39 protein-coding genes and 1 tRNA gene are annotated in these 24,320 nt (G+C 58.1%); 16 read left to right on the top strand and 24 right to left on the bottom strand.

Features of this window, described 5'->3' with window-relative positions:
* Positions 1 to 107: 107 nt before the first annotated feature.
* The 18 genes from G7068_RS16000 to G7068_RS15915 form a co-directional block, all read right to left on the bottom strand.
* Entirely contained in the window at positions 108 to 719 is a 612-nt protein-coding gene (locus tag G7068_RS16000) for a hypothetical protein (protein ID WP_166292878.1), read from the bottom strand.
* Complete coding sequence (locus tag G7068_RS15995) at positions 719 to 997, bottom strand: hypothetical protein (RefSeq protein ID WP_166292877.1); 279 nt, start codon at positions 995 to 997, stop codon at positions 719 to 721. Before G7068_RS15995 ends, G7068_RS16000 begins: the two co-directional genes overlap by 1 nt.
* On the bottom strand, positions 997 to 1,443 hold the full coding sequence (locus G7068_RS15990; protein ID WP_166292876.1) for a hypothetical protein: 447 nt from the start codon (positions 1,441 to 1,443) through the stop codon (positions 997 to 999). Before G7068_RS15990 ends, G7068_RS15995 begins: the two co-directional genes overlap by 1 nt.
* A complete protein-coding gene (locus G7068_RS15985) occupies positions 1,443 to 2,036 on the bottom strand; it encodes a hypothetical protein (RefSeq protein ID WP_166287136.1) in 594 nt (197 codons plus the stop codon). The genes G7068_RS15990 and G7068_RS15985 overlap by 1 nt, the downstream gene beginning before the upstream one ends.
* A 3-nt stretch (positions 2,037 to 2,039) precedes the next feature.
* On the bottom strand, positions 2,040 to 2,435 hold the full coding sequence (locus G7068_RS15980; RefSeq protein ID WP_166287133.1) for a hypothetical protein: 396 nt from the start codon (positions 2,433 to 2,435) through the stop codon (positions 2,040 to 2,042).
* A complete protein-coding gene (locus G7068_RS15975) occupies positions 2,432 to 2,740 on the bottom strand; it encodes a hypothetical protein (protein ID WP_166287130.1) in 309 nt (102 codons plus the stop codon). Before G7068_RS15975 ends, G7068_RS15980 begins: the two co-directional genes overlap by 4 nt.
* A gap of 2 nt (positions 2,741 to 2,742) precedes the next feature.
* Positions 2,743 to 3,111, bottom strand: a complete 369-nt coding sequence (locus tag G7068_RS15970; protein ID WP_166292875.1) for a hypothetical protein — start codon at positions 3,109 to 3,111, stop codon at positions 2,743 to 2,745.
* Positions 3,108 to 3,392 carry a hypothetical protein gene (locus tag G7068_RS15965; protein WP_166292874.1) on the bottom strand — a complete coding sequence of 95 codons (285 nt, stop codon included), beginning with the start codon at positions 3,390 to 3,392 and terminating at the stop codon, positions 3,108 to 3,110. Before G7068_RS15965 ends, G7068_RS15970 begins: the two co-directional genes overlap by 4 nt.
* A gap of 12 nt (positions 3,393 to 3,404) precedes the next feature.
* A complete protein-coding gene (locus G7068_RS15960; RefSeq protein ID WP_166292873.1) occupies positions 3,405 to 3,857 on the bottom strand; it encodes a hypothetical protein in 453 nt (150 codons plus the stop codon).
* Positions 3,854 to 4,057 carry a hypothetical protein gene (locus G7068_RS15955; protein WP_166292872.1) on the bottom strand — a complete coding sequence of 68 codons (204 nt, stop codon included), beginning with the start codon at positions 4,055 to 4,057 and terminating at the stop codon, positions 3,854 to 3,856. The genes G7068_RS15960 and G7068_RS15955 overlap by 4 nt, the downstream gene beginning before the upstream one ends.
* Entirely contained in the window at positions 4,054 to 4,401 is a 348-nt protein-coding gene (locus tag G7068_RS15950) for a hypothetical protein (RefSeq protein WP_166292871.1), read from the bottom strand. The genes G7068_RS15955 and G7068_RS15950 overlap by 4 nt, the downstream gene beginning before the upstream one ends.
* Before the next feature lie 2 nt (positions 4,402 to 4,403).
* The gene (locus G7068_RS15945) at positions 4,404 to 4,817 is read right to left on the bottom strand and encodes a hypothetical protein (protein WP_166292870.1); all 414 of its coding nucleotides are present in this window, start codon (positions 4,815 to 4,817) and stop codon (positions 4,404 to 4,406) included.
* Positions 4,799 to 5,125 carry a hypothetical protein gene (locus tag G7068_RS15940; protein ID WP_166292869.1) on the bottom strand — a complete coding sequence of 109 codons (327 nt, stop codon included), beginning with the start codon at positions 5,123 to 5,125 and terminating at the stop codon, positions 4,799 to 4,801. Before G7068_RS15940 ends, G7068_RS15945 begins: the two co-directional genes overlap by 19 nt.
* A gap of 86 nt (positions 5,126 to 5,211) precedes the next feature.
* Complete coding sequence (locus G7068_RS15935) at positions 5,212 to 5,478, bottom strand: hypothetical protein (RefSeq protein ID WP_166292868.1); 267 nt, start codon at positions 5,476 to 5,478, stop codon at positions 5,212 to 5,214.
* A gap of 892 nt (positions 5,479 to 6,370) precedes the next feature.
* Positions 6,371 to 6,715, bottom strand: a complete 345-nt coding sequence (locus G7068_RS15930) for a hypothetical protein (protein WP_166292867.1) — start codon at positions 6,713 to 6,715, stop codon at positions 6,371 to 6,373.
* 44 nt (positions 6,716 to 6,759) lie between these two features.
* Positions 6,760 to 7,179 carry a hypothetical protein gene (locus G7068_RS15925; RefSeq protein WP_166292866.1) on the bottom strand — a complete coding sequence of 140 codons (420 nt, stop codon included), beginning with the start codon at positions 7,177 to 7,179 and terminating at the stop codon, positions 6,760 to 6,762.
* A 115-nt stretch (positions 7,180 to 7,294) separates the two neighbouring features.
* A complete protein-coding gene (locus tag G7068_RS15920; protein WP_166292865.1) occupies positions 7,295 to 7,684 on the bottom strand; it encodes a hypothetical protein in 390 nt (129 codons plus the stop codon).
* 31 nt (positions 7,685 to 7,715) lie between these two features.
* Complete coding sequence (locus tag G7068_RS15915; RefSeq protein ID WP_166292864.1) at positions 7,716 to 8,042, bottom strand: hypothetical protein; 327 nt, start codon at positions 8,040 to 8,042, stop codon at positions 7,716 to 7,718.
* 338 nt (positions 8,043 to 8,380) lie between these two features.
* On the opposite strand from G7068_RS15915, the gene G7068_RS15910 reads away from it, so the two are divergent.
* The 16 genes from G7068_RS15910 (at position 8,381) to G7068_RS15835 (ending at position 19,902) form a co-directional block, all read left to right on the top strand.
* Positions 8,381 to 8,725 (top strand): hypothetical protein, encoded by a 345-nt coding sequence (locus G7068_RS15910; RefSeq protein WP_166292863.1) that lies wholly within the window; start codon positions 8,381 to 8,383, stop codon positions 8,723 to 8,725.
* 92 nt (positions 8,726 to 8,817) lie between these two features.
* Positions 8,818 to 9,126, top strand: coding sequence for a hypothetical protein (locus G7068_RS15905; RefSeq protein WP_166292862.1), 309 nt, complete (start codon positions 8,818 to 8,820; stop codon positions 9,124 to 9,126).
* Positions 9,127 to 9,190: 64 nt separating this feature from the next.
* The gene (locus tag G7068_RS15900; protein ID WP_166292861.1) at positions 9,191 to 9,595 is read left to right on the top strand and encodes a thioredoxin domain-containing protein; all 405 of its coding nucleotides are present in this window, start codon (positions 9,191 to 9,193) and stop codon (positions 9,593 to 9,595) included.
* Positions 9,596 to 9,711: 116 nt separating this feature from the next.
* Positions 9,712 to 10,077 carry a nucleoside triphosphate pyrophosphohydrolase family protein gene (locus G7068_RS15895; protein ID WP_166292860.1) on the top strand — a complete coding sequence of 122 codons (366 nt, stop codon included), beginning with the start codon at positions 9,712 to 9,714 and terminating at the stop codon, positions 10,075 to 10,077.
* Between the two features lie 2 nt (positions 10,078 to 10,079).
* Positions 10,080 to 10,496, top strand: a complete 417-nt coding sequence (locus tag G7068_RS15890; RefSeq protein WP_166292859.1) for a hypothetical protein — start codon at positions 10,080 to 10,082, stop codon at positions 10,494 to 10,496.
* A 79-nt stretch (positions 10,497 to 10,575) separates the two neighbouring features.
* Positions 10,576 to 10,842 (top strand): hypothetical protein, encoded by a 267-nt coding sequence (locus G7068_RS15885; RefSeq protein WP_166292858.1) that lies wholly within the window; start codon positions 10,576 to 10,578, stop codon positions 10,840 to 10,842.
* A complete protein-coding gene (locus G7068_RS15880; protein ID WP_166292857.1) occupies positions 10,839 to 11,036 on the top strand; it encodes a hypothetical protein in 198 nt (65 codons plus the stop codon). Before G7068_RS15885 ends, G7068_RS15880 begins: the two co-directional genes overlap by 4 nt.
* Complete coding sequence (locus G7068_RS15875; protein WP_166292856.1) at positions 11,029 to 11,259, top strand: cupin domain-containing protein; 231 nt, start codon at positions 11,029 to 11,031, stop codon at positions 11,257 to 11,259. Before G7068_RS15880 ends, G7068_RS15875 begins: the two co-directional genes overlap by 8 nt.
* Before the next feature lie 300 nt (positions 11,260 to 11,559).
* A complete protein-coding gene (locus tag G7068_RS15870; RefSeq protein ID WP_166292855.1) occupies positions 11,560 to 12,921 on the top strand; it encodes a DNA sulfur modification protein DndB in 1,362 nt (453 codons plus the stop codon).
* 158 nt (positions 12,922 to 13,079) lie between these two features.
* The gene (locus G7068_RS15865) at positions 13,080 to 13,583 is read left to right on the top strand and encodes a hypothetical protein (protein ID WP_166292854.1); all 504 of its coding nucleotides are present in this window, start codon (positions 13,080 to 13,082) and stop codon (positions 13,581 to 13,583) included.
* Entirely contained in the window at positions 13,580 to 15,262 is a 1,683-nt protein-coding gene (locus G7068_RS15860) for a hypothetical protein (RefSeq protein ID WP_166292853.1), read from the top strand. The genes G7068_RS15865 and G7068_RS15860 overlap by 4 nt, the downstream gene beginning before the upstream one ends.
* Before the next feature lie 9 nt (positions 15,263 to 15,271).
* On the top strand, positions 15,272 to 16,783 hold the full coding sequence (locus G7068_RS15855) for a hypothetical protein (protein ID WP_166292852.1): 1,512 nt from the start codon (positions 15,272 to 15,274) through the stop codon (positions 16,781 to 16,783).
* Positions 16,784 to 16,837: 54 nt separating this feature from the next.
* Positions 16,838 to 17,839: a hypothetical protein gene (locus G7068_RS15850; RefSeq protein ID WP_166292851.1), complete on the top strand. Its 1,002-nt coding sequence runs from the start codon at positions 16,838 to 16,840 to the stop codon at positions 17,837 to 17,839.
* On the top strand, positions 17,839 to 18,198 hold the full coding sequence (locus G7068_RS15845; RefSeq protein ID WP_166292850.1) for a capsid cement protein: 360 nt from the start codon (positions 17,839 to 17,841) through the stop codon (positions 18,196 to 18,198). Before G7068_RS15850 ends, G7068_RS15845 begins: the two co-directional genes overlap by 1 nt.
* 8 nt (positions 18,199 to 18,206) lie before the next feature.
* A complete protein-coding gene (locus tag G7068_RS15840) occupies positions 18,207 to 19,313 on the top strand; it encodes a phage major capsid protein (RefSeq protein WP_166292849.1) in 1,107 nt (368 codons plus the stop codon).
* A gap of 169 nt (positions 19,314 to 19,482) precedes the next feature.
* Positions 19,483 to 19,902 (top strand): hypothetical protein, encoded by a 420-nt coding sequence (locus tag G7068_RS15835; RefSeq protein ID WP_166292848.1) that lies wholly within the window; start codon positions 19,483 to 19,485, stop codon positions 19,900 to 19,902.
* Here G7068_RS15835 and G7068_RS15830 read toward each other — a convergent pair.
* From G7068_RS15830 to G7068_RS15805, 6 genes are all read right to left on the bottom strand, one after another.
* On the bottom strand, positions 19,899 to 21,044 hold the full coding sequence (locus G7068_RS15830; protein WP_166292847.1) for a tyrosine-type recombinase/integrase: 1,146 nt from the start codon (positions 21,042 to 21,044) through the stop codon (positions 19,899 to 19,901). The genes G7068_RS15835 and G7068_RS15830 overlap by 4 nt on opposite strands.
* Before the next feature lie 97 nt (positions 21,045 to 21,141).
* Positions 21,142 to 21,214 (bottom strand) — tRNA-Ala (locus tag G7068_RS15825).
* Between the two features lie 34 nt (positions 21,215 to 21,248).
* Positions 21,249 to 21,659, bottom strand: a complete 411-nt coding sequence (gene rsfS / locus G7068_RS15820; protein ID WP_166292846.1) for a ribosome silencing factor — start codon at positions 21,657 to 21,659, stop codon at positions 21,249 to 21,251.
* A 75-nt stretch (positions 21,660 to 21,734) separates the two neighbouring features.
* Positions 21,735 to 23,480, bottom strand: a complete 1,746-nt coding sequence (locus G7068_RS15815) for a hypothetical protein (protein ID WP_166292845.1) — start codon at positions 23,478 to 23,480, stop codon at positions 21,735 to 21,737.
* On the bottom strand, positions 23,477 to 24,076 hold the full coding sequence (gene nadD, locus G7068_RS15810) for a nicotinate-nucleotide adenylyltransferase (protein WP_280116206.1): 600 nt from the start codon (positions 24,074 to 24,076) through the stop codon (positions 23,477 to 23,479). Before nadD ends, G7068_RS15815 begins: the two co-directional genes overlap by 4 nt.
* A 15-nt stretch (positions 24,077 to 24,091) precedes the next feature.
* Positions 24,092 to 24,301, bottom strand: a complete 210-nt coding sequence (locus G7068_RS15805; protein ID WP_166292844.1) for a hypothetical protein — start codon at positions 24,299 to 24,301, stop codon at positions 24,092 to 24,094.
* Positions 24,302 to 24,320: the final 19 nt, after the last annotated feature.

The raw sequence follows: 24,320 nt of genomic DNA, 5'->3' as shown, positions 1-24,320 counted from the left end.
GTTCCAGCCGCCACCAAAGCGGCCCATGTGACTCTTTTTGGATCTCACTTCAAGGTGAATTGTGGTGCGGCCAAACGTCCACCACTTGTCGAGGGTCCGTGTAATTTTCACGCGCCCACCTCCGGCCAGATACGACGACCGGCAGTGATGCTTTTGACGTCCAGATGCTCCTGACTACCATCCTGAAAGACGATGATATTGACCTCACGAAGGACTTTTACAACAAACCCGGTTCGGTTCCTGAGCACATTGCCTTCTTTGATGTCCACCGCCCACACTTCGCCTGGCTTCGCGTCATGCCACGGCTTCGGCTCGGGATGAGCTTCAAAGTAAGCGCGCGCCGCCGAGCTATGCACGTTGCCGCCAGGCAGTGACTCAGTGCGGGTAAATGTATAGCTCGGCCCGTAGGACTCATTTATTACGATCACCGTTTCGGGGTTAGAGTCAGGCAACTTCCGCACCACGTACTCCGGGTATTCCGGCCACCGCCACCGGCCTAGCTCGGTGTCACGCTCATGCTGGAAGAACTCACGCAACGCTTTAGCCATCGCAGACTCTAGCGAGAATCCGTTTCGACCGCCTTTGGTCACAGCCTCGCCGACCGGATGCCACTTCCGATCTCCAATAATTTCATCTGCCTTTCGACACATAAGCCGAGCAAACGTCGAATTGTTTTCAGTCTTGAGCTCGACCCCGTTACTTGCTGTGAACTTTTCCATCACTCGACCCCTTCCTCTTCCATAATCCAACCGCCCTGCTCAGACAACGCTTCCTTGAATGCGGCGATTGCATCCGATAGCGCATCGCCAACGCCCTCTGGTGGCGATTCAAGGTCGAGGTCGGTCAGGTGAGTGTGAGCAAATAGGCGATTGTGTGCGCCCTCATCCCCAGCTTCGATGGCGCTCACCGTCACGGAGATGAATTTCGGCGTAACCACGATGTCAATATCGAGTTTTTCCAACTCGAATTCCAGCCCTCGCAACATTAATGTGGACATCACTTCTTCCCTTCCATTTTGGGCATGACCCGCTCAAACAGGTCCTTCACGAGCGATTCGGCCAATTCCTGAGCGTTGAGGCTAATCAGGCTCTCTAGCTCCTCAGCGAACTCCTCGCGATCTAAGTTCGAAAGTAGCCCCATGCCCTCTTCCCACTGGGAAACCTGTGCGTCGCATACATACGCTTCGACCTGCCCCTTGTCGGTTACACGTAGTTCTATCTCGACGCTGCGCGTTGAAGTCGTTTCGCTCAAACTCCAGCTCTCCTTTTCTTCGGGCCACAGTTGGAATGCTGCGGCCGCCGTTGCAATTCCAAGCACTACGCCGCCAAGCGAGTGCCACATTTCGTTTGGGGAGGTCAGCATTGCGGTGCCGACGATCATCCCAGCCCACCACGACGCGCGCTTCACCCAGAGCGCGAGCTTTGCCTTCCTCTCAGCACTCATCAGCGCACCGCCTCCACGGCCTTCGCGAGCTTTTCTTGGCTCGACGGAAGGTCAGCCCAGGCCACGACGGGATGCTGCTCTCCCAGCGACTCGATAAAGCCTTCGGTAAGCGGGATGAACTTACCGCTCTCATGCTGCACGAACTCGGCGTAGACGAACTCACCTGGGATGGGCTGCGCCCAGTCGGCCCGGTCCTTGGCCCGAAGGAGTTCCTCGCCAGAGAGGGTGATAATTATGCGCTCCGCTTCCGTGCCGGCCTCTCGGATTAAGACAGCGAGATCCTCGACCGCTGGCTTCACCGATTCTTCGACTTGGCCGATATGGTCGGCCAGTTGCACGAGGCGCTGCACGGTGTAGTAGTCCTTGGTGCCCATGATTTCTGCGCCCATTCGACGCATCGGTACACCGCTCGCGCGCGCTTCACGCATTGCCTTTGAGAGAGTGAGCTTCATGACAGAGACTTCAGCCTCAGCGGCGATCTTCGCGCGCGCGAGTGCCGTGTCGCGCACCTCAACATAGGCCGCGTATGCGCGCTGCACGGTCTCGAAGTGCGCCTGCTGCACGTCGGTGAGCACCTTTGGTTTTCCTGCCATGATTTAGGCTCCTTCGGTAGCTGGGGTGAGATTTGCGAGGCGGGCGAACACTTTGCTGGCATGTCGCTCATGGCTCGGGCGCGCCTTGTCGCGTACAACTTCCTGGTAAATCCGAGTGGCTTCTCTACGGGACATTGATAACTGAAACCCTTGCGTGAAGAGTCCCCAGTCATGGGCGTGCTCCCTCAGCTGTCTCAGCGTGTAGCCGTCTCCCATATAGTCCCGGAATGCAAGCAGAATCGGGTTGGGGTCATTGACAACGAACTCTGCGCGCGGCTCCAGCCTGATAACGTCACCGACAAGCGACATGTATGCGTCGTCCGTATCCCTTTTGCCAGTTGTGTAGTTCATGACAGGGAGGGGGTCGTTATTGACTGCTTGGCTATTGAATATCGTCATGCCGTTACCTCGACTCTGCTGATCGGATTGTCGTAGCCGAACATCTTGCCTTCGTCGTCGATGAACTGAGCGAACCAGCCAACGTAGTGCTCGGGATACTTTGCAACTTCGAGGGCATCGGCAACCTGCCAGTTATCCGGGTCCGGCGTGACAGCAGGGCAGAAACCCAACAGTGTTGTCACCGTCCCTATCTCTCCACCCTCAGGCTTCCCGACTTTCGTTCCCTCAATCTGAACACGATGCGGGCGAGGCACCTTGAATGGATCGCTCGCGGGGCTTTCGTAGTGAATCATCATTGTTGCCACGATCAATCCTCGATTCCCGCGTAGCGCATCAGGGCCTCAATGAAGTCATCCTTTGATTGCAGCTCATCATCATTGCCGTCATCAGGGTCACCCTCGCGCGCAGCCTCCATTTTGCGGTAAAGCTCGTTGAGCTCAGCGCGCTCGCCGGGCGCAACGTCCCTGCCGAAATGCAGCCGGTTCTCAATCGTGTTGATCTTCTCGATGAGGTCGTAGGCAAACGATTTCCAGACTTCGAGATCCCCCTCGATCAGCGCTTCACCCATCCAGATTGCGGGCTGATCGTTGGTTGTGCCGTTATTGTCCTCGAACTCACCCGGCTCGATAATCTCTACCTGATCGGGGACCGTGCCCCAGTACGTGTTGTTACTCATGCCCCTAATTCCTCCGTCATCTTGTTGAGCATCGGCTCAATGAACCGGCTCCATATGTCATCGTGATTTCCTGAGCGGATTGCCTCAGCTGCATCCTTAGGCATTTCCTCACCCCAGGAATGTGCTCGCTCATCGAGTGCTTCCGCGATCAGCTCGTAAATGTCGCGCTGCGCTCGGTCGCGCTCGATTGCAGCAATGATGATGGGTTTGTCATCCTGGCCAATGCTTATGTCTGTGTTGAATATTTCATCCGCGATTTGCTCGGGTGTTTTGATACTCACTTCGCGTCTCCCCTAGTTCTCGGCATAGTAGGTCACGCCACCGACGTCGATAAACGAACGCCCGAGACCATTGCCCGCAACCGACGCATTCCAGTAGCAATTTGCCGCGTCCTCAGTGGCGCACGGCGGTAATGAGAGCGTTCCTTCACTCGGCAAGCCGGAGGTGTCGTTTACCTCAGTCGACTCAGCCTCGGTGACCACCGCTGGCACTGGAAGGGCCGGTGCCGCGACTTGCTCGGCCTCGGCCTGGTCAACCTCCGGGACATCAATTTGCGGCGCCTCGGGAGTTTCTGCGATTTCCACCGCTTCAACCTTCACAGGATCTACCTCGGGGAGTGACGCGGCGCTCAACGTCACCGTCAATCCCACCGCGCCGATCAGCGCAAACGCGGCCACTACTCCATTAACTCGTGCAAACATGCCGTGCACCGTCCTACTCTGGTTCTTGTCTGATTTGGCGTTCATGCGTAGATTCCTTTCCGGGCGAGGGCTTCGCGAATTTCGGTGAAGCGGTTGAGGTCATCACCGAAGCCGAACACTTCAACAACGATCGGGTTTTCTGACAGCTCGCGCACCAAATCTGAGGTGTAGTCGATGAGCTGACGAATGGGGTCCGGTGCATTGGGTGACACCGTTTTGAACTCGATTTCTGGCTTAGCGCTCATTTCACTTCTCCGCTCGCGAGGCGAACTACAAGAGACAATTCGTGATCCAGCTTTTCGTTGTAGTGGACAGCATCAGGCGACCCCTTGGGTCCGTTGTGGTGGCCATTGATCTTGTTCAGAATGTGGGACTCGCGCCACTCAGCCGCACGAGTTCGGCTCTCGTTGGGAACTGGGCCGACTAGCTCGATCAAACGCTGCATCGCGTCGGATTGCGCGCAGCTGAACATCGGCGCGAGCTTCCAAACCGTCTCGCTGTCGTGGAACAGAGCTTCAATGAGCTCTTGCGCTGCGTCGTGCGCAAGCTCGTCACGATTTAGCTGGCTAATTTCGGTGTTCGTATTCATTTTCAGATCCCCCACTTCAGCAGCTTCTTCATTTCGCGAGATGCTCGGCGGAAGTGCCGTGCATCCTCTTCCAAGCCGCGAATGAACGAGAGCGGCGTGAAGCCGTTGTGCTCTGCGAACTCCGCGCTCCAGCAATTCGTAAATTCCTCATCGGAATCAAAATCAACGATTTCACCCGCCATCGCCTCCACGAGATCACGAACGCTCTTGCAGTGAGCGATGTCGACCATGCACGTAGCGTGGTTCGGCGCTTCCACCGTGACATAATCACCCTCGCCAAACTCGGCGTTCCCGTGGTCGAGGTCGAACTTCTCCAAGATTGCCTCAAACAGCTCTTTGGTGACCGCATCCGCCAGGTTCAGCGTGACAGCTTGATCCCGTTCACTTGCGGCACCCATCAGAACCGCTCCGCCCATGTCGTGAGCGCTTCGATTTGCTCGGGGGTTGAAACGTGCTCAGCCATGTAGGCCGCGTGCTCAGCCTCTAGGCGCTTGAGGCTATAGCGGTTGCACTGCGCGCTCTTGCGCGGCACTGGTGCGTGGTTCGAGGCCACAGAAGTGAACTTCTCACGAAACCCCAGCGGGGTTACTTCACGCCGTCGAGCCCTGGTCAAGATTCGGCCTGGCAAATGCGTGGTTACGATTGCCAGCACGATCCCTTCGCGTTCGGTCTCGAATGTCTCCGTGATCGTGCGGTTTTTCTCATCGACTGTCCTGGTACTCATTGCTAAGATCCTTCGGGTTTTAGTTGGCTATTTTACATATTAGTGTTTATGAGCGCGACTCAAAACTTGGCCCACAGCTTGCGAAACTACGCGCTTACGAGGTCTGGTCCGTGGTGTGCTCGATACCACGCCTTAGCCGCCTCTGGCTCGGTAGGCGGGTTCGCGTGCATTTTCGCCTCTTGCTCAGCCTCTTCGTATGTGTCGAATTTATGAAGAACGAGACCACTCTCGACACTGGTCACGTAGTACCCATCCGACCTGAAGTCACTCACCTTCTCAACCTGGAACACGTCAAGTTTCCCTTGCGCAGAAAAAACTACAGCTGGGTCTTTCGGTATGAATTTGCGTGCCATTTCGGTTCCTCCAGAGCTGGGCTTGTGTCTTGGTTTCGAGTGTAACTTGATGGTCAGACATTGACCATTACTGCATGGTAGGTGCAACAATGTTGTTTTCATTGCGCCATGAACCTGCAAATTATTTACATATTCATGTTGCCATGAATCAACATTGTTGTTCCTACTATGGCGTGATGGGCTTGAATTGGAGCGTGAAAGGCTCCACAAGCGGCGAGTGCGGGCGGTAATTGATCCTCGCAGCGGTGCGGGGTGAAATTGGCTTAAACATTGCGATCCCTCCAGATCGTAGCGTGTGGTTGGGTATTTGGAGATTAGAGGTCAGTTGTCTGACGTAACACTAATATGACGAGAGAAATATCATCTAAATACATCTAGCTATATTGCTATATGTACATATGTTCGTATATTGAGATTGGAAAGAGTCGAAATTCGTTCGTCATATTAGTGTAAATCGACTTCTTGGACTGAGTTCAAGTCCTCAGCGCTTGAACTTGCCGAATCGTCCGATTTGCCGAATGCTGTGTAGCAAATTGCCACCAGTCCCCCGAACAAAATCAGCGAAGATCCGAAGCCGGTTTCTGAGAGCAACCGCCACAGTTCGGCGATCATCGTCCAGCCCGCTTCCTCTGCTTCTTGGCTTTACGTCGACGCTCCACGGCTTTGTCATGCAACCGTTTCTGAGCCTCGCGGGCTTCGCGCCGCTCTTCAGCATCTTCGAGGCGGCACACTTCACGCCACTCGGTCGGGTTCATCGTGCGCTCCCATACTTCGCGCGTCGGTGCGCTTTGCGTGCGAGCGTCTGAGCCTTGCCGCGTGCGGTTGCCTTATGAGTTGCGTAGTTCGACATTGCTTTGATCCGTTCCGTGTCGTGAGGTAGTTCTGAGGCCGGCTAGGCGAACACGAGTTCGCTATCTTTGTAAAGACCGGTGAGCCAAGGCTTGATAACCGGCGCGCCCATGAGGTCGAATGATCCGGGGGTTGAGTGAATGCGTGAGATGACGCTGGGATCAATCCAGACCAGACTCAACGTGTCCCCACCGTCGCAGCCAGGTGCGTCTAGCTCACGCAATACCCAAGTTCCCGCGCCGCTGCGGCTCGCGCGCAAGTGATAGCGCTGTGACTCTGCGTCAGTAAAGTCATATCGAATAGTCCATTCGATCATTGCCCAGTGATTCGTTGCAGCGGCGTTCGCGCTCTCAATAGTTCGAGTAACTGCCTCGGCTAGCGTGTTCATTGCTTCGATCCTCCCCGGCGCGGTAGCGCCGATTCCTTACTGATTTAGTGGACTAATGCCGCCGGGTGTGCAGCGCGCTGAAAGACGGCGAGAGCGGCACGATAACAGCGGTCCTCATATTCCCCCAGGCGCTCGCGTTGACTATCCCAGCCCGCGCCCATCGCCTCGCGCCTCGCAGCTTGTGCCGCGCGAACTACGCCCCACGTACCGAGGCGAACACGAAAGGTGCCGATAAAGTCACCGCTCACATGTTCAAGCATCGGAGAATCGACGCGGCGCGCGCCCTGCGAGAGTCGCAGCAACGCAGCGGCGAGAACGAGGCTTGTAGGCGTATAGGTGGCCTTGTCACCCTGGATAACGTGGCTCTGTGTGAGTTTTGGAACACTCACGTACTTCACCCCGTCAACCTCTCGGATACGGGCGCGGAACTCAACAACAACTGAGCTATTCATAATCTGTTCCATTCTTCACAGTCGAACGCGTGTGGGTGGTTTTCGGGATCGGCGCAACCTGCACAGCAAATCTTGCACGGCGGCTGACAGCCGGGCTTGGCCGTTACCGGCGCGAGGGTTGGGGTACTCATGCGCCCATCTCCCATAGTTCAGACAACGCCTCATCTATCGCCTCAACGAAGGCGCTAGGTAGCGAACGAATAGAGCGGCCGTCCCAGTACACCTGGAGCTCTTTGTCATCGGTGTCAATCCACACATTAGGGCCGCCGAGTGAGATGCACACTTGAGCCGCGCGGTAACTCCGATCATTGTTGACGATATAGCGAATGTCGAGCGCGTCACCCAGATAATCAATCGCGGCAACACTCACGCAATCCTCTTGCCATTCATCAAGAGGTTCGCCCGACTCAGGGTCAAGCCACCCGAATGGCGCGCCCTGCTCAGTGCGGTTGCGAATGTCAGCGATCAGGCTATCGGCATGCTGGGCGGCTAGCGTGCGGTCATCTGTTTCAGTCATTGGTCTAGTCCTATACGTGAGAGTCAATTAGCTAGCTAAATGCGGGTGCGAGCTTGGCTGTGGTGAACGTGCAGAACACATCAAGTAGTTGGCATTCCCAGTGCTCGCAGCCGCGTGACAGTGGCGCGGTAGTGCCGTGTCGGCCATGACGAGGGCGCGAGACAAGCAGGCGGTACGCGGTGCGAACGCGCGCTACAGTGCGGCGCTCAGTGCGTGTTGGGTTGCCATGAGTTACGCCATGTTTGCCACGGTGTGAGCCGTAACGGTTGACGTAGGCGCGTGCCGTGATCCACGGCTCGACAGCTCCCGCGTGACGCGCGGAGGCCGGGGCGGTAAGTTCATTCCTGTCGTTTCCCATGACTCCAGTTTACACTAATGCGTAGGATAGTCAACTAATTCAGCATAAAATATGCAATCAATTCCAACCCATCGCGGGAAGCAAGGCCCACTTTCATGCACACATGCACGACAAGCAACACGCAGTCAACGCGACCGCGAGACACCCCGGGCACACAGCGCACAGCAAGAGACACAAAGAGACAACGTGGCGCAAGGCGAGACGAAGGAAAGGTCGCGATTTGTGGCGCGTAGAGGGGGGACGTGGTGGTTGGGCCGCCCCCGCGCACACTATTCATTGTTCCCCCATTTTTTGCCCCACACTGGCCCCAATTTTTTTTCTACGCTATTCTGAAAATCATGCCCTCCAAAGCAGGTAACCTCGGCCTCACTTCCGCAGTCGTTTTGCTCACCTCGATCGGGCTCACTGGCTGCACGACTACCTCCACGGATTGCCAAACCTACACTCGGATCATGGACGAGGCCGCTCATCGCATCGCGCAGGCGGATGCTTCAGACAACGCCGCAATGTTTAGCGTCATGAAGAACCTCGAGGAGCTGCTCCCCTCTCCAAAGTTTGCCTCGCTATCCACCGTTGCTGGACAGTATGCCGATGCTCTGAAGGTAGGTGACGAGGCTGGAATTGCGAAGTTTTCGAGCAGTTTTGTTGAGGCCACCGCAGCATTTGACGCGGAGTGCCGCTAACTGAGTAACTTCTCGACCCCCAGCCCTCCCGGTGGTTTAGATTCCCACATTTAGCCCACTAAATTCCCCATATTGGTGTTAGGCTGACTTTCATGAAGCCTTTTGAACTACTTACACCCTTCCTTTCCCAGTTCGACATCACCCCTTCCCAGCTCCAGTCCATGTCAGTCGACCAGTCGCGGCTCCGCTTTACGGAGCGCCTCGAGAACGGCGTCGTTCGCGAAGTGACCTACCAGAACTGGGCGGGGATCCCCGTGGCAATGGAGGGCGACTTCTCGGATGCGGGCAGTAACCTCACAAGCGCGCCGAAACACGCCGCCCAATCACACGCCGCCCCTTCAACTATTCGCTCTGGCTTCATTCCCGAGGACAAGGCCCTCGGATTTGTCGAAGAGGTTTAACCCCCTCTCCTTCCAGTCACATTTAGCCAGCTAATTCGAACCGCACTCACCAGAGAGGACTCACATGCCAACAGTCACCATCCCCCAGGAACACTCGATCACTGTCTACTCGAAACAGCGAGGTTGCATGGCCTGCACCATCACGAAGCGCTGGCTCCTTGAGCGAGAGATTGATTTCAGTGTCGAAAACATCGAAGCTCCCGAGAATCGCGAAACGGCCGCCGCTTTCGCCATCAAGTCGGCGCCTATGGTGATCGCAGAGCCGAGCCCCATTACCGCCGAGAGTTCGGAGATCGTATTCTCCGATTTCCGCGTCGACGTCCTGGAGAGTCTTTTCCCCGCCGATCGCTACCCCAAGACGCGCACAATCTCGACATCAGATGTTGACGAACTGGCGCCAACCCCCGAGCTGCAGATCGACGCCGACGAGCCCGAATTGGACGCCGAAGCTGAATACGAGGCCGCGTAATGCGGGGTTCCATCTCAACCATCGAGCCCCACTCAACCTTGGATGCGCTCCAGGATGTCATCGGCGAAGGCAACGCCAAGCGCGGCTTTCGCACCCAAGGCGACTTCTTCCGGGAAATGAGTGGCACGCGAGAAGGTGGCGACGCTGCGCTTCGCAATTACTACATCACCAAGCTCGCGCTCATTGGAACCGAGGTCACCGAAGCGATCGAGGAGCTGCGGAACGGCCACACTGCCACAGAGCGCTACTACTCCGGCACCGACAGCCGCTTGGGCGGGGCTGTCTCGAGCGACGTTAAGTCACTGGTCGAGAAAAGTTGCGGCACCGCGAAGCCGGAGGGGGTCCCATCCGAGCTGGCTGACATCGTGATTCGCGCCTTCGACTTCGCCGATGAGGCGGGATTCTCCCTCGCCGAGGTCATCCTGGAAAAGCTCGCCTTCAACGCGACCAGGGGCCATATGCACGGCGGCAAGGCGGTGTGAGTGTGAGCACACAAATCTACGCTACTGGCCAGCTCGAAAGCGACCTCAATGGCGTTAAGAGCTACGACTCCAGCGAGAGTAACCAGGCACGCAGGAACATTACAAATGCACTCAATTTTCTCCAGAGCCGCGTCGCGACCCTAGAGGCCAGAATTGCGGTGGATGGCGCGAGGAGCACTCGCCTAGCTGAGCTTGAGTTGGAGCGGGACGTTGACAGCGCACTCAAGCTGGCATACCTTGCCAAGGTTGACCAGCTCGCCCATGAAAACGCCGATTTGCGGCTCGAGATCAAGCGCCTAGAACACGAGTGCACTGAGCGGAACCGCGACACCCCAGACGAGCATCAGCGACCCCCCAAGGGTCCAGCAGGCACGCCCAAGGGAAGCACTTGCAATCCCATCGAAGTTAAGTCGAAGTAGCGCATTTGTCGGAGGGGTTTGTTACCCTCTAACCAACCCCCGTTCGAACATATGTTCGAATAACTAGAAAGGAAATCTCATGGTAGAGATAACCGCTGAGGCAGCAAGTGACATCAGTACCGCGATCCCCATGCTTGCTCGCTTGTCAGATCGCACCCAATCAATCCTCCTCGGGCCCATCCCTGTGAAGGACGAGGATGGCCTAGTGATCCTCGGCCATCTTCGCGAGTCCGAGGACTACAAATGGGTCTTTGAACCAGCGACGTACACCACCCCTGACGCGGGAGACCCAGAAGAGGGCGAACTGACGGGCACTTGCTTGAGAATTGTGGATGGCGCCGCATGAGCGCCGACGTAGCCAGCTCCTTCTCAACTGCGCTTCGAACGCTCAACGCCGACGATCGCGGTCGCATCAGCATCGGCTCGGTGGTGCCAGCAGCCAGAGGCGGCTCATACAGCGTGGCAGTTGACCGCGACGGACGCATACTCCTCACCCCTACAGGCAAGCCCACGAGAAAGCGAGTATCCGAACATGAGTAATCGCCTCGAGCAATTCAAAGCAGGCGACCTTGTTCGCTTTAGTAAGGGCGGCAAGGTGGACTGGGAAGTCTCTCGATCAACGCATGACGGCCGATATGGAATCCAGAAACTCACGCTCACGTCGGGAATGTCTGACCGAGCAATGCACACCACCAACGAGCACGTTATTCACCGGAAGGACGCGCTCGCACAAGAAAAGGGGAAAACGAATGTCACGCAATAGCACTGCAACCCGGGTCACGCCACCATTCACGCAGGATCGTCCCCGAAAGAGCTTTAGGACTGGAGATGAAGTGGTTTATCTCAACCAGCTCCTTGCTCGCGTCGAGAAGGTCTATCCGATAGTCGAGACTGCGCTTGTGGACTTTGGCCGCAACATTCGCTACTCCGTCCCTTTCGCAGCCCTGGAAGCGCACCGGCCATAATTGTCGGCTAAATAATTGCGCATCGGTAGCCACTGTCGCTAGACTGAACCTCCGCTGTAGGGGTGCCAAACCGGGCATCTCAGATTGGAGGATCGACAGTGGCTACCACTATGCCAGCACAAGTACCAAGCGGGTACTCTACGACCGACACCTACTTTGCGAGCCGGTTTAAGCAGGGCGGTCGCGTGGTCTACAACCTCGATCTCTCGCTTTTGCAGATCACCAGCTTGATCGTGCGCCCTGATCCTGAGCGTCCGGTGGAGAGTAACCGCGCCATTCGAGCAAAGCACGCAAAGGATTTTGCTGACTATTTTCGAACCCAAACCAGATGGGTGATCCCCAGCCTCATCTTGCGAGCTCCAGCACCTTTCAAATTTGAGGTACTACACGAGGTTGCTGGGTCAAAGTTTGGCGTACTTGAAATCGCGCGATCGGCAGCTAGAGACGTTAACATCCTCGACGGGCAACACCGCATCCTCGGCTTCTTTATTGCAGCAGCCGACATCGTCGCCGACCTCGACAAGTCACGAGAGGCCCTGCAGAAGGCTGAGCGAAACGATCCAGGCGGGGCCGCGAGTCGATACATTCGTGACGACATTGCGCTCCTTGAGGAGCAGTACGCTCGCCTGGATTCAGAGCGTGCAGCGATTCAGATTTACATCGAAGAAGATCCGGTCGCATATCGTCAGATGTTCTTTGACATATCCGACAACGCACTCGGGATTACGGCGTCAGTTCGAAGTCGCTTTGACTCTCGAAAGGTCGTCAACCGCGCGCTGCCAATGGTGCTCGAGTCCCCACTCCTTGCAAGCCGAATTGAGATGGAGCTCGACCGCATCAATAGGAAGTCGGAGAACTTCCTGTCGGCAAAGAATGTTGCGGAGATTATCAAGAACGTCACTGTTGGCCTCAATGGCCGCGTGAGTCGCCGTCAGGATCAGGAGCTTGAGGAGCGTCATGTTGCCGATCGCGCCAAAGCGTTCTTTGACGACCTGACTGAAGCCTTCCCCCCGCTGCGCTCAGTGCAGTTGGGACAGCTGCAGCCCCGAGAATTGCGCAAGACAAGCCTGCTTGGGTCTGCGGGGTTCCTTCGAATTCTTGCCGGGGTCTACTACCAGCTCCTTCTCCCTGACGTGCATGGCTGGCGCCGCGAACAGGTGGTCGACTACTTCAGGAAGCTCGCACCGCATGTTTCCAGCGACGGCTCCCCCGTCTATCCCGGCTCGATTTGGATGGACCACATGGCGGAGGGGTTATTCCCCGCTGGAGCTCTCGGCCCGTCGGGAAAGAGGCAGGATCTAGTGGCAGTTCATGACACCCTTGTGGACTGGGCCCTGGACCGTGTTGGGTTCCTAGATTCTCCACCCGCACCTCGCCCAGCCGACCCCGAGCGCGAGGAAGATCATCCCGAGTACGGAACTGGATACACCGATCTCGGGTTCGAGATCCCGAAGTCCTAACACCCTCCTCAAGAGCGAAACCCCCTGGGCCATTGACGTGGCGCATTCCAGGGGGTTTCGTTTTGCACACAGCGTGCGAGTGGAGGCTGAAACTGACAGGTGAGAGTCGGTTTCAGAAACATTCTATCTATGACTTGGCTAAGTGTAAACTATGAGCTATGAATATTGCGACTCGGCCAGCGAATGCGATGGATGACAAGATCCTCCAGCTCGCTGGCTCGCGGTCGCCTGAAGAGATTTCATTCATGCTCGGCGGCCTCATTACCCCGGAGCGCATTGCGAGTAGGACACAGGAGCTTCTTAAGTCAAAGAATTGGCTCACGCAGCAACAGGAGCAACGACGCCTCTACTTAACGCTCTCCGCATTGCTCGCCACGCTCCAAGATGGCTACTTTGACCTCGATAAGGCGAAGGTCATTCTCGCCACCGTAAAGCAGCTCTCCGCGCAGGCCGAGAGGCTCGGAGCGGCCACCGAGGAGGACCTCAACAAGCTTTACGGTAACCAGGGGCGAATTATGGCCCAGGTTGTCGATGGCGCATTCGGCTACATGCGCGGAGCACTCCGTGAGCGCGTTCCTGCCGAGCTGTGGGATGAACTCATGATCGAAGCTCTCAGTCACGCGCGCGACGAGATCGCCAAGCACGAGGCGATAGAAGAGTGACCAACTCGACGCAGCTTTCCCTGCACCCCGCCGTCTATGACGGCGCGCTCGCGGAGATGCGCCGCAAGGCCAAGAATCGCCTCTACCAGCGCGACTTTGCCGCATGGCAGTACGACATCCTCGGCGAGCGAACCTACGCCAAAATGGCGGAGATCAGTCAGTCCGTCCTCACGACACCCAAGATGCGCGCGCTAGTAAAGAGCGCGAACGGCACCGCAAAAACCTTCCAGGCCGCGCGTTGGGCGATGTGGTGGATTACTGCCTTTGATCCGCGCGAATCCCTGGTAATTGCCACCGCCCCGACTCTCCGTCAGGTTGAGAAGGGCGTGTTTTCCTACATCAAGAACAGCTATGGCGCTGTGAAGGCTTCTGCGATGCAGCGCAACGAGCCGATGCCGTGGCCTGGCTGGATCAGCGAGCAGAACGAGTGGAAGCACATCCCGAGCGCGGGCGGCTCTGAAACCCTTGCGCTCGCCAGTGTCCCAGGCGCCGCCGATGCCGTTTCTACGTTCCAGGGTCTCCGCAAAGAAAGCGGCCGAAACCTCATTCTCCTGGACGAGGCCGGTGGTGTATCGGCAGACATTTTCACCGCGATCGAGGCGCTCATGACTTCGGGCGAGGCCCGCATGGGAGGCATTGGCAACCCGGACCGCCGAGCCACACCGTTCTACGACGGATTCAACGACCCAGTTCTTGCCTCAGAGTACGATCTACACACTATTTCGGCATACGACTTGCCTACAATGACTGGCGAGATCGTTTACCCCGAGGATCTCGAAAAAAACGAGCGCATGATGCGCGGTTTGACCTCAAGGAAGTGGATCGAGCACAAGCAACGTGTGTGGATTCGTAACGGCAAGAAAGAGGCTCGCTTTCTCGCAAAAGTTGAAGGGCAATTCCCCGGCGAGACCGACAACGCTTTCTTCTCTGAGGATGACATTGTGGCCGCGCAAGAGCGTGAGCTACCTGCAAGCGGTGAGCCACCGATCATGGGCGTCGACCTTGCGGCAATGGGTGACGATGAGAGTGTCGTGTATGTCAATCGCGGCGGAATCGCTCGCATATTTGACGAGGAAATCACTTACGTCGACGGCGTTGACGAGGATGGTCAAGAGATCCGGCGCACCACATCTGGAGTGTGGTCCAAGGAGGATGAGGTCTCGAGCGCCCGACGCATCCACGCGATCGCGAATCACATCGGCGCAACGGAAGTTCGTCTCGATGCTGCGGGCCTCGGCGGCGGCGTCGCAACCATGCTCATGCGTCTCGAGGAGTTCGCCGAGGCGGAGTATGTCGTAATTCGGGTCATTGGCTCGGCTTCATCGACAGACAAAGCGAAATGGGTGCGCGCACGCGACGAGAATCACGACGACCTTCGACTCAAGCTTCGCATGAAGGAGATTGACCTCGACCCCACCGACAAGATCCTCAAAGATCAAATGCTTGCCGTCACCCAAGACTCAGACAATCATGGCGCCCTGAAGATTACACCGAAAAAGCTCATGCGCTCTGAGATGCACGGCTCACCGGACCGCCTTGACGCACTGATCTATGCCGTTATCGACACGTCGGCGCTCACTGCGCCACCCCTCGGCGAAGTCGAGGTTGGTGACGTTGTGCGCGTCGACCCCTTTGAACTACTCAACGTTGCCCGCATGGGCGCAGGAATGCCCATCTAGGAGAACATGATGACTAATCAGCCCAGTATCGAGCAGTGGATCGAGGCCCGCCGAGGCCGAAGTGCAGAGCTCCTCGAGGAAGCATTTGAACACCTCGATCCGCGAGTTGCCGAGCAACTTAGCGGAGTCATGCAAATGTGGAAGGAAGAGGACAGTGATTGGCTCAGTCTCGACGGCAATCAGAGTGACGGCCTCTCCCTGCAAGACCTTAAGCAATGGTCTGGCCAGCTCCGCGAGGCTCTCGTTGGCAATCCGCACATCGAACGTGGCGCGAACCTGCGTTCCGACTACATCAACGAGGGCGGAGTTCGTTATGGCGACATCACGAAGAAAATTCGCACGGCCATTGAATCCGACATTCAGCGTCGGCGATACTTTGGACCAACCGCCCGCCAGGAGCGCTACCGCGCCTGCTACACCGATGGCGGCGTTTTCTACCTCGGCGACAACAAGACTCGCCAGATCGAAGCGGCTATCCCCCTTGGCGAGATCGTTGACGCCTACCGCAACTCTCAAAATCGCTCTGAGGTCTGGGCGTACCTGCGCGAGTGGCAGGACTACTCTGGCGGGGTTCAGAATCCAAGACTTCGACGTGAGTGGGTATTCACCGATGTGTTTGAGGAAAAGCGTGGCAACCGCAAGACCATCAATTACGACGGCAAGCCGGTTCGAGTCGCTCGGGACAAGGTGATCTTTGACGCCTTCGTGAACACCCAGATCGGTTGGACCTTTGGGGCGCCACACGCACTCAACGCTCTCGCCTGGGCGCGCCTCTACCGAGACTTCCTCGTGAACGGCAAGATCATGTCAGACGCGATGGCACAGTTTGCCTTCCAAGTCACAACAAAGACGAAGAAGGGCACAGAAAACACGAGCCTAAAGTTCGCATCTGCGCGTGGATCAGGCCAAACCGTTGTTGGCCCAAATGACCTCGCACCGCTAGCGACCGCTGGCAAGGGGTATGACTTTGACTCCGGCCGAGCACTTGCCTCCGTCGTGGCCACCGCTATCGGCGTCTCCGTCATCCACCTCACATCCGACCCTGGCACTGCGGGCAGCTCATATGGATCAGCCCAGACGCTCGACCTCCCGACGCGTCTCTCCGTGGAATCGGAGCGGAACTGGAACGCAGAGCTCGATCTTCGAGTGCTTCGCTGGATGGGCGCCAAGAACCCCACCGCCGAATTTAACCCACTAATTAGCGCAACTGACGTGTATCGAGAGATACAGGCCATTAAGCTCGCCTGGGACACCGGCCTGTTTGAGGGCACACCACTTCAGGATCGAATTGCCGACATCCTGGGCATTGTGGAGCCGGGCGCCGTTCCTTCTGACGTACTCACACCAAATAACGGGAAAACGGTACTGGCAACAAAGAGTGCATCGAGTCAGGGGGGCCAGAGCGACGACAGTGGCGACCAGGCTGGCGGAGCTGGCCAGGGCCAAAGCACTGGCGCAGGCAAGGGGCCCAAGAGTCGGGACACGCGCGACGACAATGTGAGCGATAATGCCGCAAATTAAAGGGCGACATTCGCAACCTGTGATTCGTCTATGTATTTACTGTAAACTGATCGCATGACCAAAACGGCGCTACGCATCCGGGAGTCCGGTGCGCTTGAGAAGAAGGGCACTAAGGGCACATACCCGATTACGGTTATCACCTCGGGACGTGGTTCAAGTGGCGAATACTCGGCCGAACTCCTTCGATCAGAGCACGCGGCATTCGACAATTCCGTAAGCTTCATGGACCATCCCGAGTATTCTTTCGCCCCGCACGAGCGTTCCGTGCTCAAGATTGGTGGGCGAATCGTCGGTGAAACGTGGGTCGAGGAGCTGGCCGATGACCAGGTGGCGGTTCGTGCCAACTGGAAACCGCGAGCAGAATATGCCGAGTTCGTTGAGGAGTTTTTCGACTTGCTTGGGATCTCCATTTTCATTGAAGCATTTGGTGTTCACAACGAAGAGCGCGACGTGTACGAGGTCAAGCACTTCAACGCCGAGGACCCATACAAGAGCGTTGACATTGTTGTTGCCGCTGGGCGCGGTGGACGCTTTGACGCGGCGGCCGAATCGGCCCGCGCAATCGAATCTTCTCTCGGGACCCCCCGAGCTGGAAACAAGCCTGACGCCGAAGCCTCGGCGCTGGAGAAAGAAGGAAACATGCTGACCAAGGAAGAGGTTGCTGCGGCTATTGCCGAGGCGCTCGCTCCCCTCGTCGCCACTGTTGCCGAGCTCAAGACCGCCGCCACCGAGAAGGCTACCGCCGAGGCTACCGCCGAAGCTACTGCCGAAGCGGTGACGGAGGCGCTGACCAGCTACGACGAGAAGATCACGGCCATCGCGGCCGAGAAGAATCTCCTCGCGTCGCAGCGGGTCGCGCTCACGGAGTCTGCTCGCAAGGGTGACGACATCACCAAGGCGCTCGAAGACGCCAAGACTATCGCGGAAGAGGCCAAGTCCACATTCGCTCCCGCGAACGACGGCGACGGCTTCGTGCTCGAGGGCGACACCCCTGGCGCTCCCGACGACAGCAAGTGGCTCGCCGAGGCGGCTGGCTACGGAACGGAAGGTGCGTAATGGCACAGCACATCGTCAAGGACTCGCACCTGCCGATCTTCGTCCAGGAGGTCGACGTCGCGAGCACCGTCAAGGGTGACGACTGGGTTGGCAAGGGCGCAATTCGCGGCCTCGCTGGCTACGACGGTCGCCTCGCCGAGGACGGCAAGTATTACACCACCGTCGACACCGCTGCCGAGGTTCGCTTCGACGCCGTTGCTGGCGCATTCGCCATTGGCGACAGCGTGTACCGCAAGACTGACGGCTCCGCGTTCGTGAAGGCCGCAACGGCCGACCACGTCCTCATCGGCGTCGCCACCCGAGCGAAGGCCGCAGCAGCGGGCAAGCTTTTCGTCCAGCTCATCCCCCAGGCCGCATAAGGAGAACCATGCGACTCACTGAATCCCAGAAGAAGGCAGCAACCCTCTTCAAGGCCGCCGAGAGTGGTGACGTCAACGCGCAGCTCCGCTTCGCCGAGTCGATTTCCCACACTGACTTGCCGACGCAGCTCCGTCCGGTTATCAACACGATCCTCCAGAAGGAATACGACCAGGTGGAGACCACCTTCGAGTCGTACACCTCCAAGGAGACCGTGCAGACGATCGGTGAAGAGGAGGCCGTCAAGGTCTACGGCTTCAACCAGGACAACATCGCCGACCTGAACCACGGCGAGACGTTCCTGCCCGGCACCCTGCCTCGCATCGGGAACCGCCAGAGCTACCCCCAGCTCGGGCTCCAGGCCACCGACAAGAAGAAGGCCGCCTACCAGTACGGTGAGGCTTTCGGAATCGACTGGCAGACCATCGTGAACTCGCGCGGCGCCCGCGTCGATCTGGTTCGCGACTCGGTCACTGAGTTCGGCATCCACGCGCGTCAGCTCGAGGACTCCAAGCCGGTGAAGAACCTCGTCACGGCCACCGGCTTCAACACTGCGAAGCTCGGCACGGCAGGTGCCCTTGCTGGCAACCCGTCGCTCGAGGACATCGTGGCGATCCAGGCTGCGCTCGAGAAGGCCCAGTCCTTCAAGATCGACGGCACGCCGGTCCATTTCTCGAAGTTCGTCATGCTGGTGGCTCCCGGCCAGAAGGGTCGCGTACAGCAGGCTCTCTCCGGCCGCATCATCAAGAAGACGAAGGGCACCGGTGGTTCGACCATCGACACCGTCGCCTTCGAGCAGACGATCGACCTCGGCGCGGAAATCACCGTGCTCGAGAACCGCTGGCTGACTGCCATCAACCCGAACTTCGGGCGTGGCTTCATCCTCATCCCGATCGGTGGCCCCCGCCCAGTACTGACGCGCAACTACCTCGCCGGTGCTGAGCGTCCATCGTTCTGGGTCAAGTCCTCCAACTCAGTCAACTTCTCTGGCGGCGCTGTGCCGTTCATGGATGGCGACTTCGACTCGGACTCCATCTCGACGAAGGTGCGCCACGTCTACGGCTCCGACCTCCTGTGGACTGAGGGCATCGTGTTCTCGAACGGCACGAACACCTAAGCCGGATTTGCTGGCTAAATAACCCCTGGCTTCGGCTGGGGGTTATTTGCGTTCTGTGGGTTTACTATGAAGTTCCGGTAGAATGTAACCGTGATCCTCCAATCACACCCTGCCCCGCCAAATCGTTTCCCAGCCAACGGCGGGGCAGGCCAATTCCTCTGGAGCTGAAATGATAAATCTCGGCGCACGCCCCATCGACAAGGATTCCCTTGTCGGCCAAGTTCGACTAAGCATTGGTGACACCAACTTCACGGAACTCGAGCCGGTAGAGACTAGTGTCGTCAACTACGCAAACTTCTCGGATGACGAGCTTGAAGTGCTCCTTGCTGGCGCGGATGAGAATGTGCTTCGGGCAACCGCGCGCGCATATGCGAAGCTCGCGGCCATTGCGGCCGCCACGGGCGCCACGATCAAGACAAATGACCTGGGGCACTCCACCGAGCGGCGCGCCGGGGAGCTGCGCGCCCTGGCTGATTGGTGGAGAGGCGAGGCCGATGCAGCTGACGAACTCGCCTCGGACGATTTCCTGGAGATCGTCAGATTTCCCGGCACCGACTTCACAGACCCCGCCCGCCCAACCTTTCCCTAGCCCAATAGCGCCAGCTTGATTGCATCCGCTGCAGCTTCTCGCGTGGCATTGAGGGCATCTGGCATCAAGTGCCCGTAGACGCGAACCGTCGTATCAATATTCTCGTGCCCGAGGCGACGCTGAATATATGGCAGCGGCACGCCCTTGGCAATAAGCCAGGAGGCGTGCGAGTGACGAAGATCATGGTTTCGGGGGTCCTTGCTTATCCCAGAGATCCGCACCGCACGCTTGAGACCATATTTCGCGAATGTGCCAGCACTGACCACGGCTCCTTCCCGCGTTTTGAAGATCAGCTCGTGAGACTTGCCAGGCGTTCCGAGCGCCTGAACAACCTCGACCGAGACGGACACCAGCCGCACACCAGCGCCAGACTTTGGTGGCCCTAATACACGTCGTTGCCCTCGCTCGCCCTGCTTCCACGCCTTGTTTACGTCGAAGCACCACTCCCCATTGACCATAACCAGGTCGGCCCAGGTAAGGGCGGTTGCCTCTCCGAAGCGTAGGCCCGTCGAGGCGAGGGTGAGCATGAGTGGCTTGTACCACTCAAGGGTTGCGCGGTAGACACAAGCGAACTCGCCTTCGGTCAAGAAGCAGATGGGTGGACGAAAGCCCTTCGGAAGAGTGAGCCCATACGCCACGTTGCGGGCGACGATTCCCCTCTTGGCCGCAGCCCCGAGTGCGCCAGACAGGAGTGCGTGATAGTTCTTGACCGATTTGGCCGAGATAGTGCGATCCGGGTACTTTACGGTCGGCTGCTCAATCTGCCAGTTAAGCCAGGCCCGCACAGCATCCTCGTCAACGAGATCCACGGGAAAGTCACCCAGGCGGGGCAAGAACGATCGTTCCGCGATCATTCGATAGTTATCACGAGTCCCGGCCGTCACGCCGCTTAGTAGCCCGCTCTCAGGGTCCAGGTATTCGCGCACCCATTCCGAAAGGAGTGGCGCTTGCTCACTGCCCATTTCCTGTGCCATGCGGAGCTCGCGGGCAGCACGCCCTCCGATGCGGTCAATGACACCACAGAATTGCTCCGCAGTTTCGGCTGTCAAGAATGATTCTTGCGCCTGTCTTCCGTCAATGCGGAACATCACGCGGAAGGAGATTGTCCCGTCTTTGTTGGTGCGAGGCTGAATAGAGGCCATGTGGCTCACCGTCCAATGTTGGCGTGCCTGTTGGCACGGTATTCTGGAACGGCGCTTACGGCCTAGAAAACTCCTGATCGGAGTAACTTTTTAAGAGTGGATCTGAGGGGATTCGAACCCCTGACCCCCTGCATGCCATGCAGGTGCGCTACCAACTGCGCCACAGACCCGGGAAGTCGGGCGAATGCTCACCCGACAACTTCTCTAGTTTAGACCATCACCCGGGGTCGCGCGCAAATCGGCAGCATCCTTCAGCATGCCGCTCACGTCTACGACCGGGCAGTCCTGCCACAGGCGCTCAAGCTGGTAGAAGTCGCGCTCTTCGCTGTGGAAGACGTGCACGATCAGGTCACCAAAGTCCAGCAGAACCCAGCGGCCACCCTCGCGCCCCTCACGACGAATCGTGCGTACACCCGAGAGGTTCAGCGCATCTTCAACCTCGTCCGAGATCGCCTGCACGTTCCGCTCGACAGAGCCGCTCAGCACCAGAAAGTAATCGGCCAGCGCAAAGTGCTCTGCTACATCCAACGCAACGGGAGCGGTTGCCCCCTTGCCGTCAGCAGCCTGCACCGCAATTCTCAGGCTTTCAAGCACGTCGTTCGGCTGATTTGCCATGGTATTCAGTTCATGTCCTTTGATAAAAGCTTGGTTCGGGATCCGTGCGTTCTCACACCGGAAGCATGAGTCAGACTAGCCGAACATCCCGTTGGTTGCGCCCCAAACACCAAAGCCCACGACGACGACAAGCAGTCCACCACCCGTAAGCGCCAGCACAAGCGGCAACTTGCTGTGTTCCTTGGTCGGCTTTGCAACAACGGGAGCGCCCGAGGCAACACGCGCGCTGACCGCGTGGCGAGCAGCCACGGGTGCCGGGCCCTGATCCGCGGTGATCTGCGATTCCGGAACCTCAGCCCCAATAATCGGATCCATCTCGATGGAATCGTGCAACGCCGAGTGTCCGCCGGTCTCGCCAAGCGACTTCGGCAACTCGATTGACCCGGTGAGGTACAGCTCGCCGGTGCCACCAAGAGGACCCTTGAGCCCACCAGTGTCATCGGGCATTGCCGGGAGAATCAGCGCAGAAGTATTCGAGGAGCCCGCAGCCCCCTCCTGAGCAACCGCGCGCGAGATGAGATCATCAAAGTCGCCGGGCCCCTCATTCCGCTTACCCGGAACCGGAGTTGTTCGAGAATTCGGATCGTCAAAGACTGAGCGCCACTCTTCGGGCGGCTGAATGTCTGGGAACGAGTACGCGGCCGTCGACTTGGTGTCAGCAGTTGGCTCAGGATCCGAAACCTCGGGAGCAACAACAGGCTCAGCGGCGACGGGAGCCGCAGCAACGGGTGGCACAAACGCAACAGGCTCGGCTACTACCGGCTCGGCTGCCTCAGGCTCGGGAAGCACGGGCTCGACCACCACAGGCTCTGCAGCCACGGGTTCTTCAGCGATCGGCTCAACGATCTCGGCCTCAACGACCTCAGCCTCGACGGTGGGCGCAACCTCGACAGGAGGAGCAACCTCGACAGCCTCAACGGATGCTTCAGGCGCGGGCGCGGCAGGCTCTTCCGTGTCTTTGCCGCGCTTCCAAAAGCGACGTTTTGGCTTTGCTTCTTCTTCAGCAACCGGCAACTCTTCAGCTGCCACAGAAGCTTCCTCGAACACGTCAGGAGCCTCGACAGGCACCTCGTCGAGCGCTTCGGCACGTGCCGCCGTCTGAGCCTCTTGCAGCTCTTCAACGGTGAACGCCTCGGTCGGCGGAGAGATGAGCGAATCAAAATCTATTGCGGGCGCAGGTTCGGCCGACAGAGACTCCGTAATGACGGGCTGAGAAAAGGCCACCGGCAGGTCTTCAGCCGTTTCCGGCTCAGCAGCCACAATGGGCTCGGGCGCAACAACGGGTTCCGCAACAACAGGCTCGGGCTCAACAACTGGCTCGGTCTCAACAACAGGCTCGGGCTCAACAACAGGCTCAGCCGCGACAACCGGCGGCGCCACAATGGGCTCCGGCACGACCGGCTGAGGTGCCGCAGCGACGGGCTCGGGCACAGCAACGGGCTCAGGTGCCACAATCGGCTCGGGCGCCACAACGGGTTCCGACACAGCCTCAACGGCTGGCTCGGCAGCTTCAACAACCTCAACGACTGGCTCAACGGCCGGCTCAGCCTGAGCTCGTGCAGCCAGCGCCTCTTCGCGCAGCTGCCGCATCTCGCGCCGGCTTCGTGGTGTTCCGTCCGGGTTAACGGGAGAAATCTCAATGTCTTCGTCGCCAGCAACTGCGGCGGCAGGGATCACAGGAGCAGCAGGCTCTGCAGCGGGCTGAACAACCTCAACCTGCTCTACCGTTGCCTCTGAGATATCCAGAGCCCCGGTTTCACTCATTTCCCGCAGGCGGCGCTCGCGCCGCGTCAGCGGTTGCTGTTCATCGTGCTCAGTCATCTCTTCATCACTTCCTCGCTGTACAGCTCATGTTTTGCTATGTACTGCACAACCCCGTCTGGTACGAGGTACCAGACCGGGTCTCCCCTAGATACCCGCTTCCGGCAGTCCGTTGACGAGATTGCCAGTGCAGGAACTTCTAATAAGCTTACGTGTTCACCAGATAATCCCGAAAGGGAAAGCTCGTGTCCAGGCCTTGACACCGCAATAAAGTGGGCAAGCTCCCAGAGTTTATCTACATCTTTCCAACTGAGGATCTGCTCAACCGCGTCTGCCCCGGAGATGAAGAACAACTCCGCATCGGGCATTTGCTCTCGCAAATCACGCAGCGTGTCTACGGTGTACGTCATTCCATCACGATCGACATCAACGCGACTCACCGTAAAACGCGGGTTTGACGCCGTCGCAATAACGGTCATGAGATAGCGGTGTTCACTCGGGGTGACCTGGGCTTTCTGCCAGGGCTGCCCCGTGGGAACAAACACTACCTCGTCGAGGTCGAATCGCTGGGCGACTTCACTTGCCGCGACCAGGTGACCGTGATGAATGGGGTCGAAGGTTCCACCCATCACCCCGACACGACGTTGGTTTCGCACCGCCCGATCGTCTGACTAGTGCTGCTGGCTCGCGCCGTGCTCGCGAGCGTAGGCCTCGGCCTTATCGGAGTGGCGGTTTGCGACATCGCGGAACGTGAAGGTCACAATCGCGAGAGCGGAGAGCACAACGAAGATGGCGATGCCAAAGATGGGTGCTGGAAACCACAGTTCGTTGACGACGTGGGAGCCTTCTTCAGCGGCGGCGATCGTTGCGAGAAGCGACATGGGAAACCCCTGTATTCAT

The organism is Leucobacter viscericola (assembly GCF_011299575.1).
GTDB lineage: Bacteria > Actinomycetota > Actinomycetes > Actinomycetales > Microbacteriaceae > Leucobacter > Leucobacter viscericola.
The sequence above is the reverse complement of the archived record's forward strand: the minus strand, read 5'-3'. Positions and strand labels throughout refer to the sequence as shown.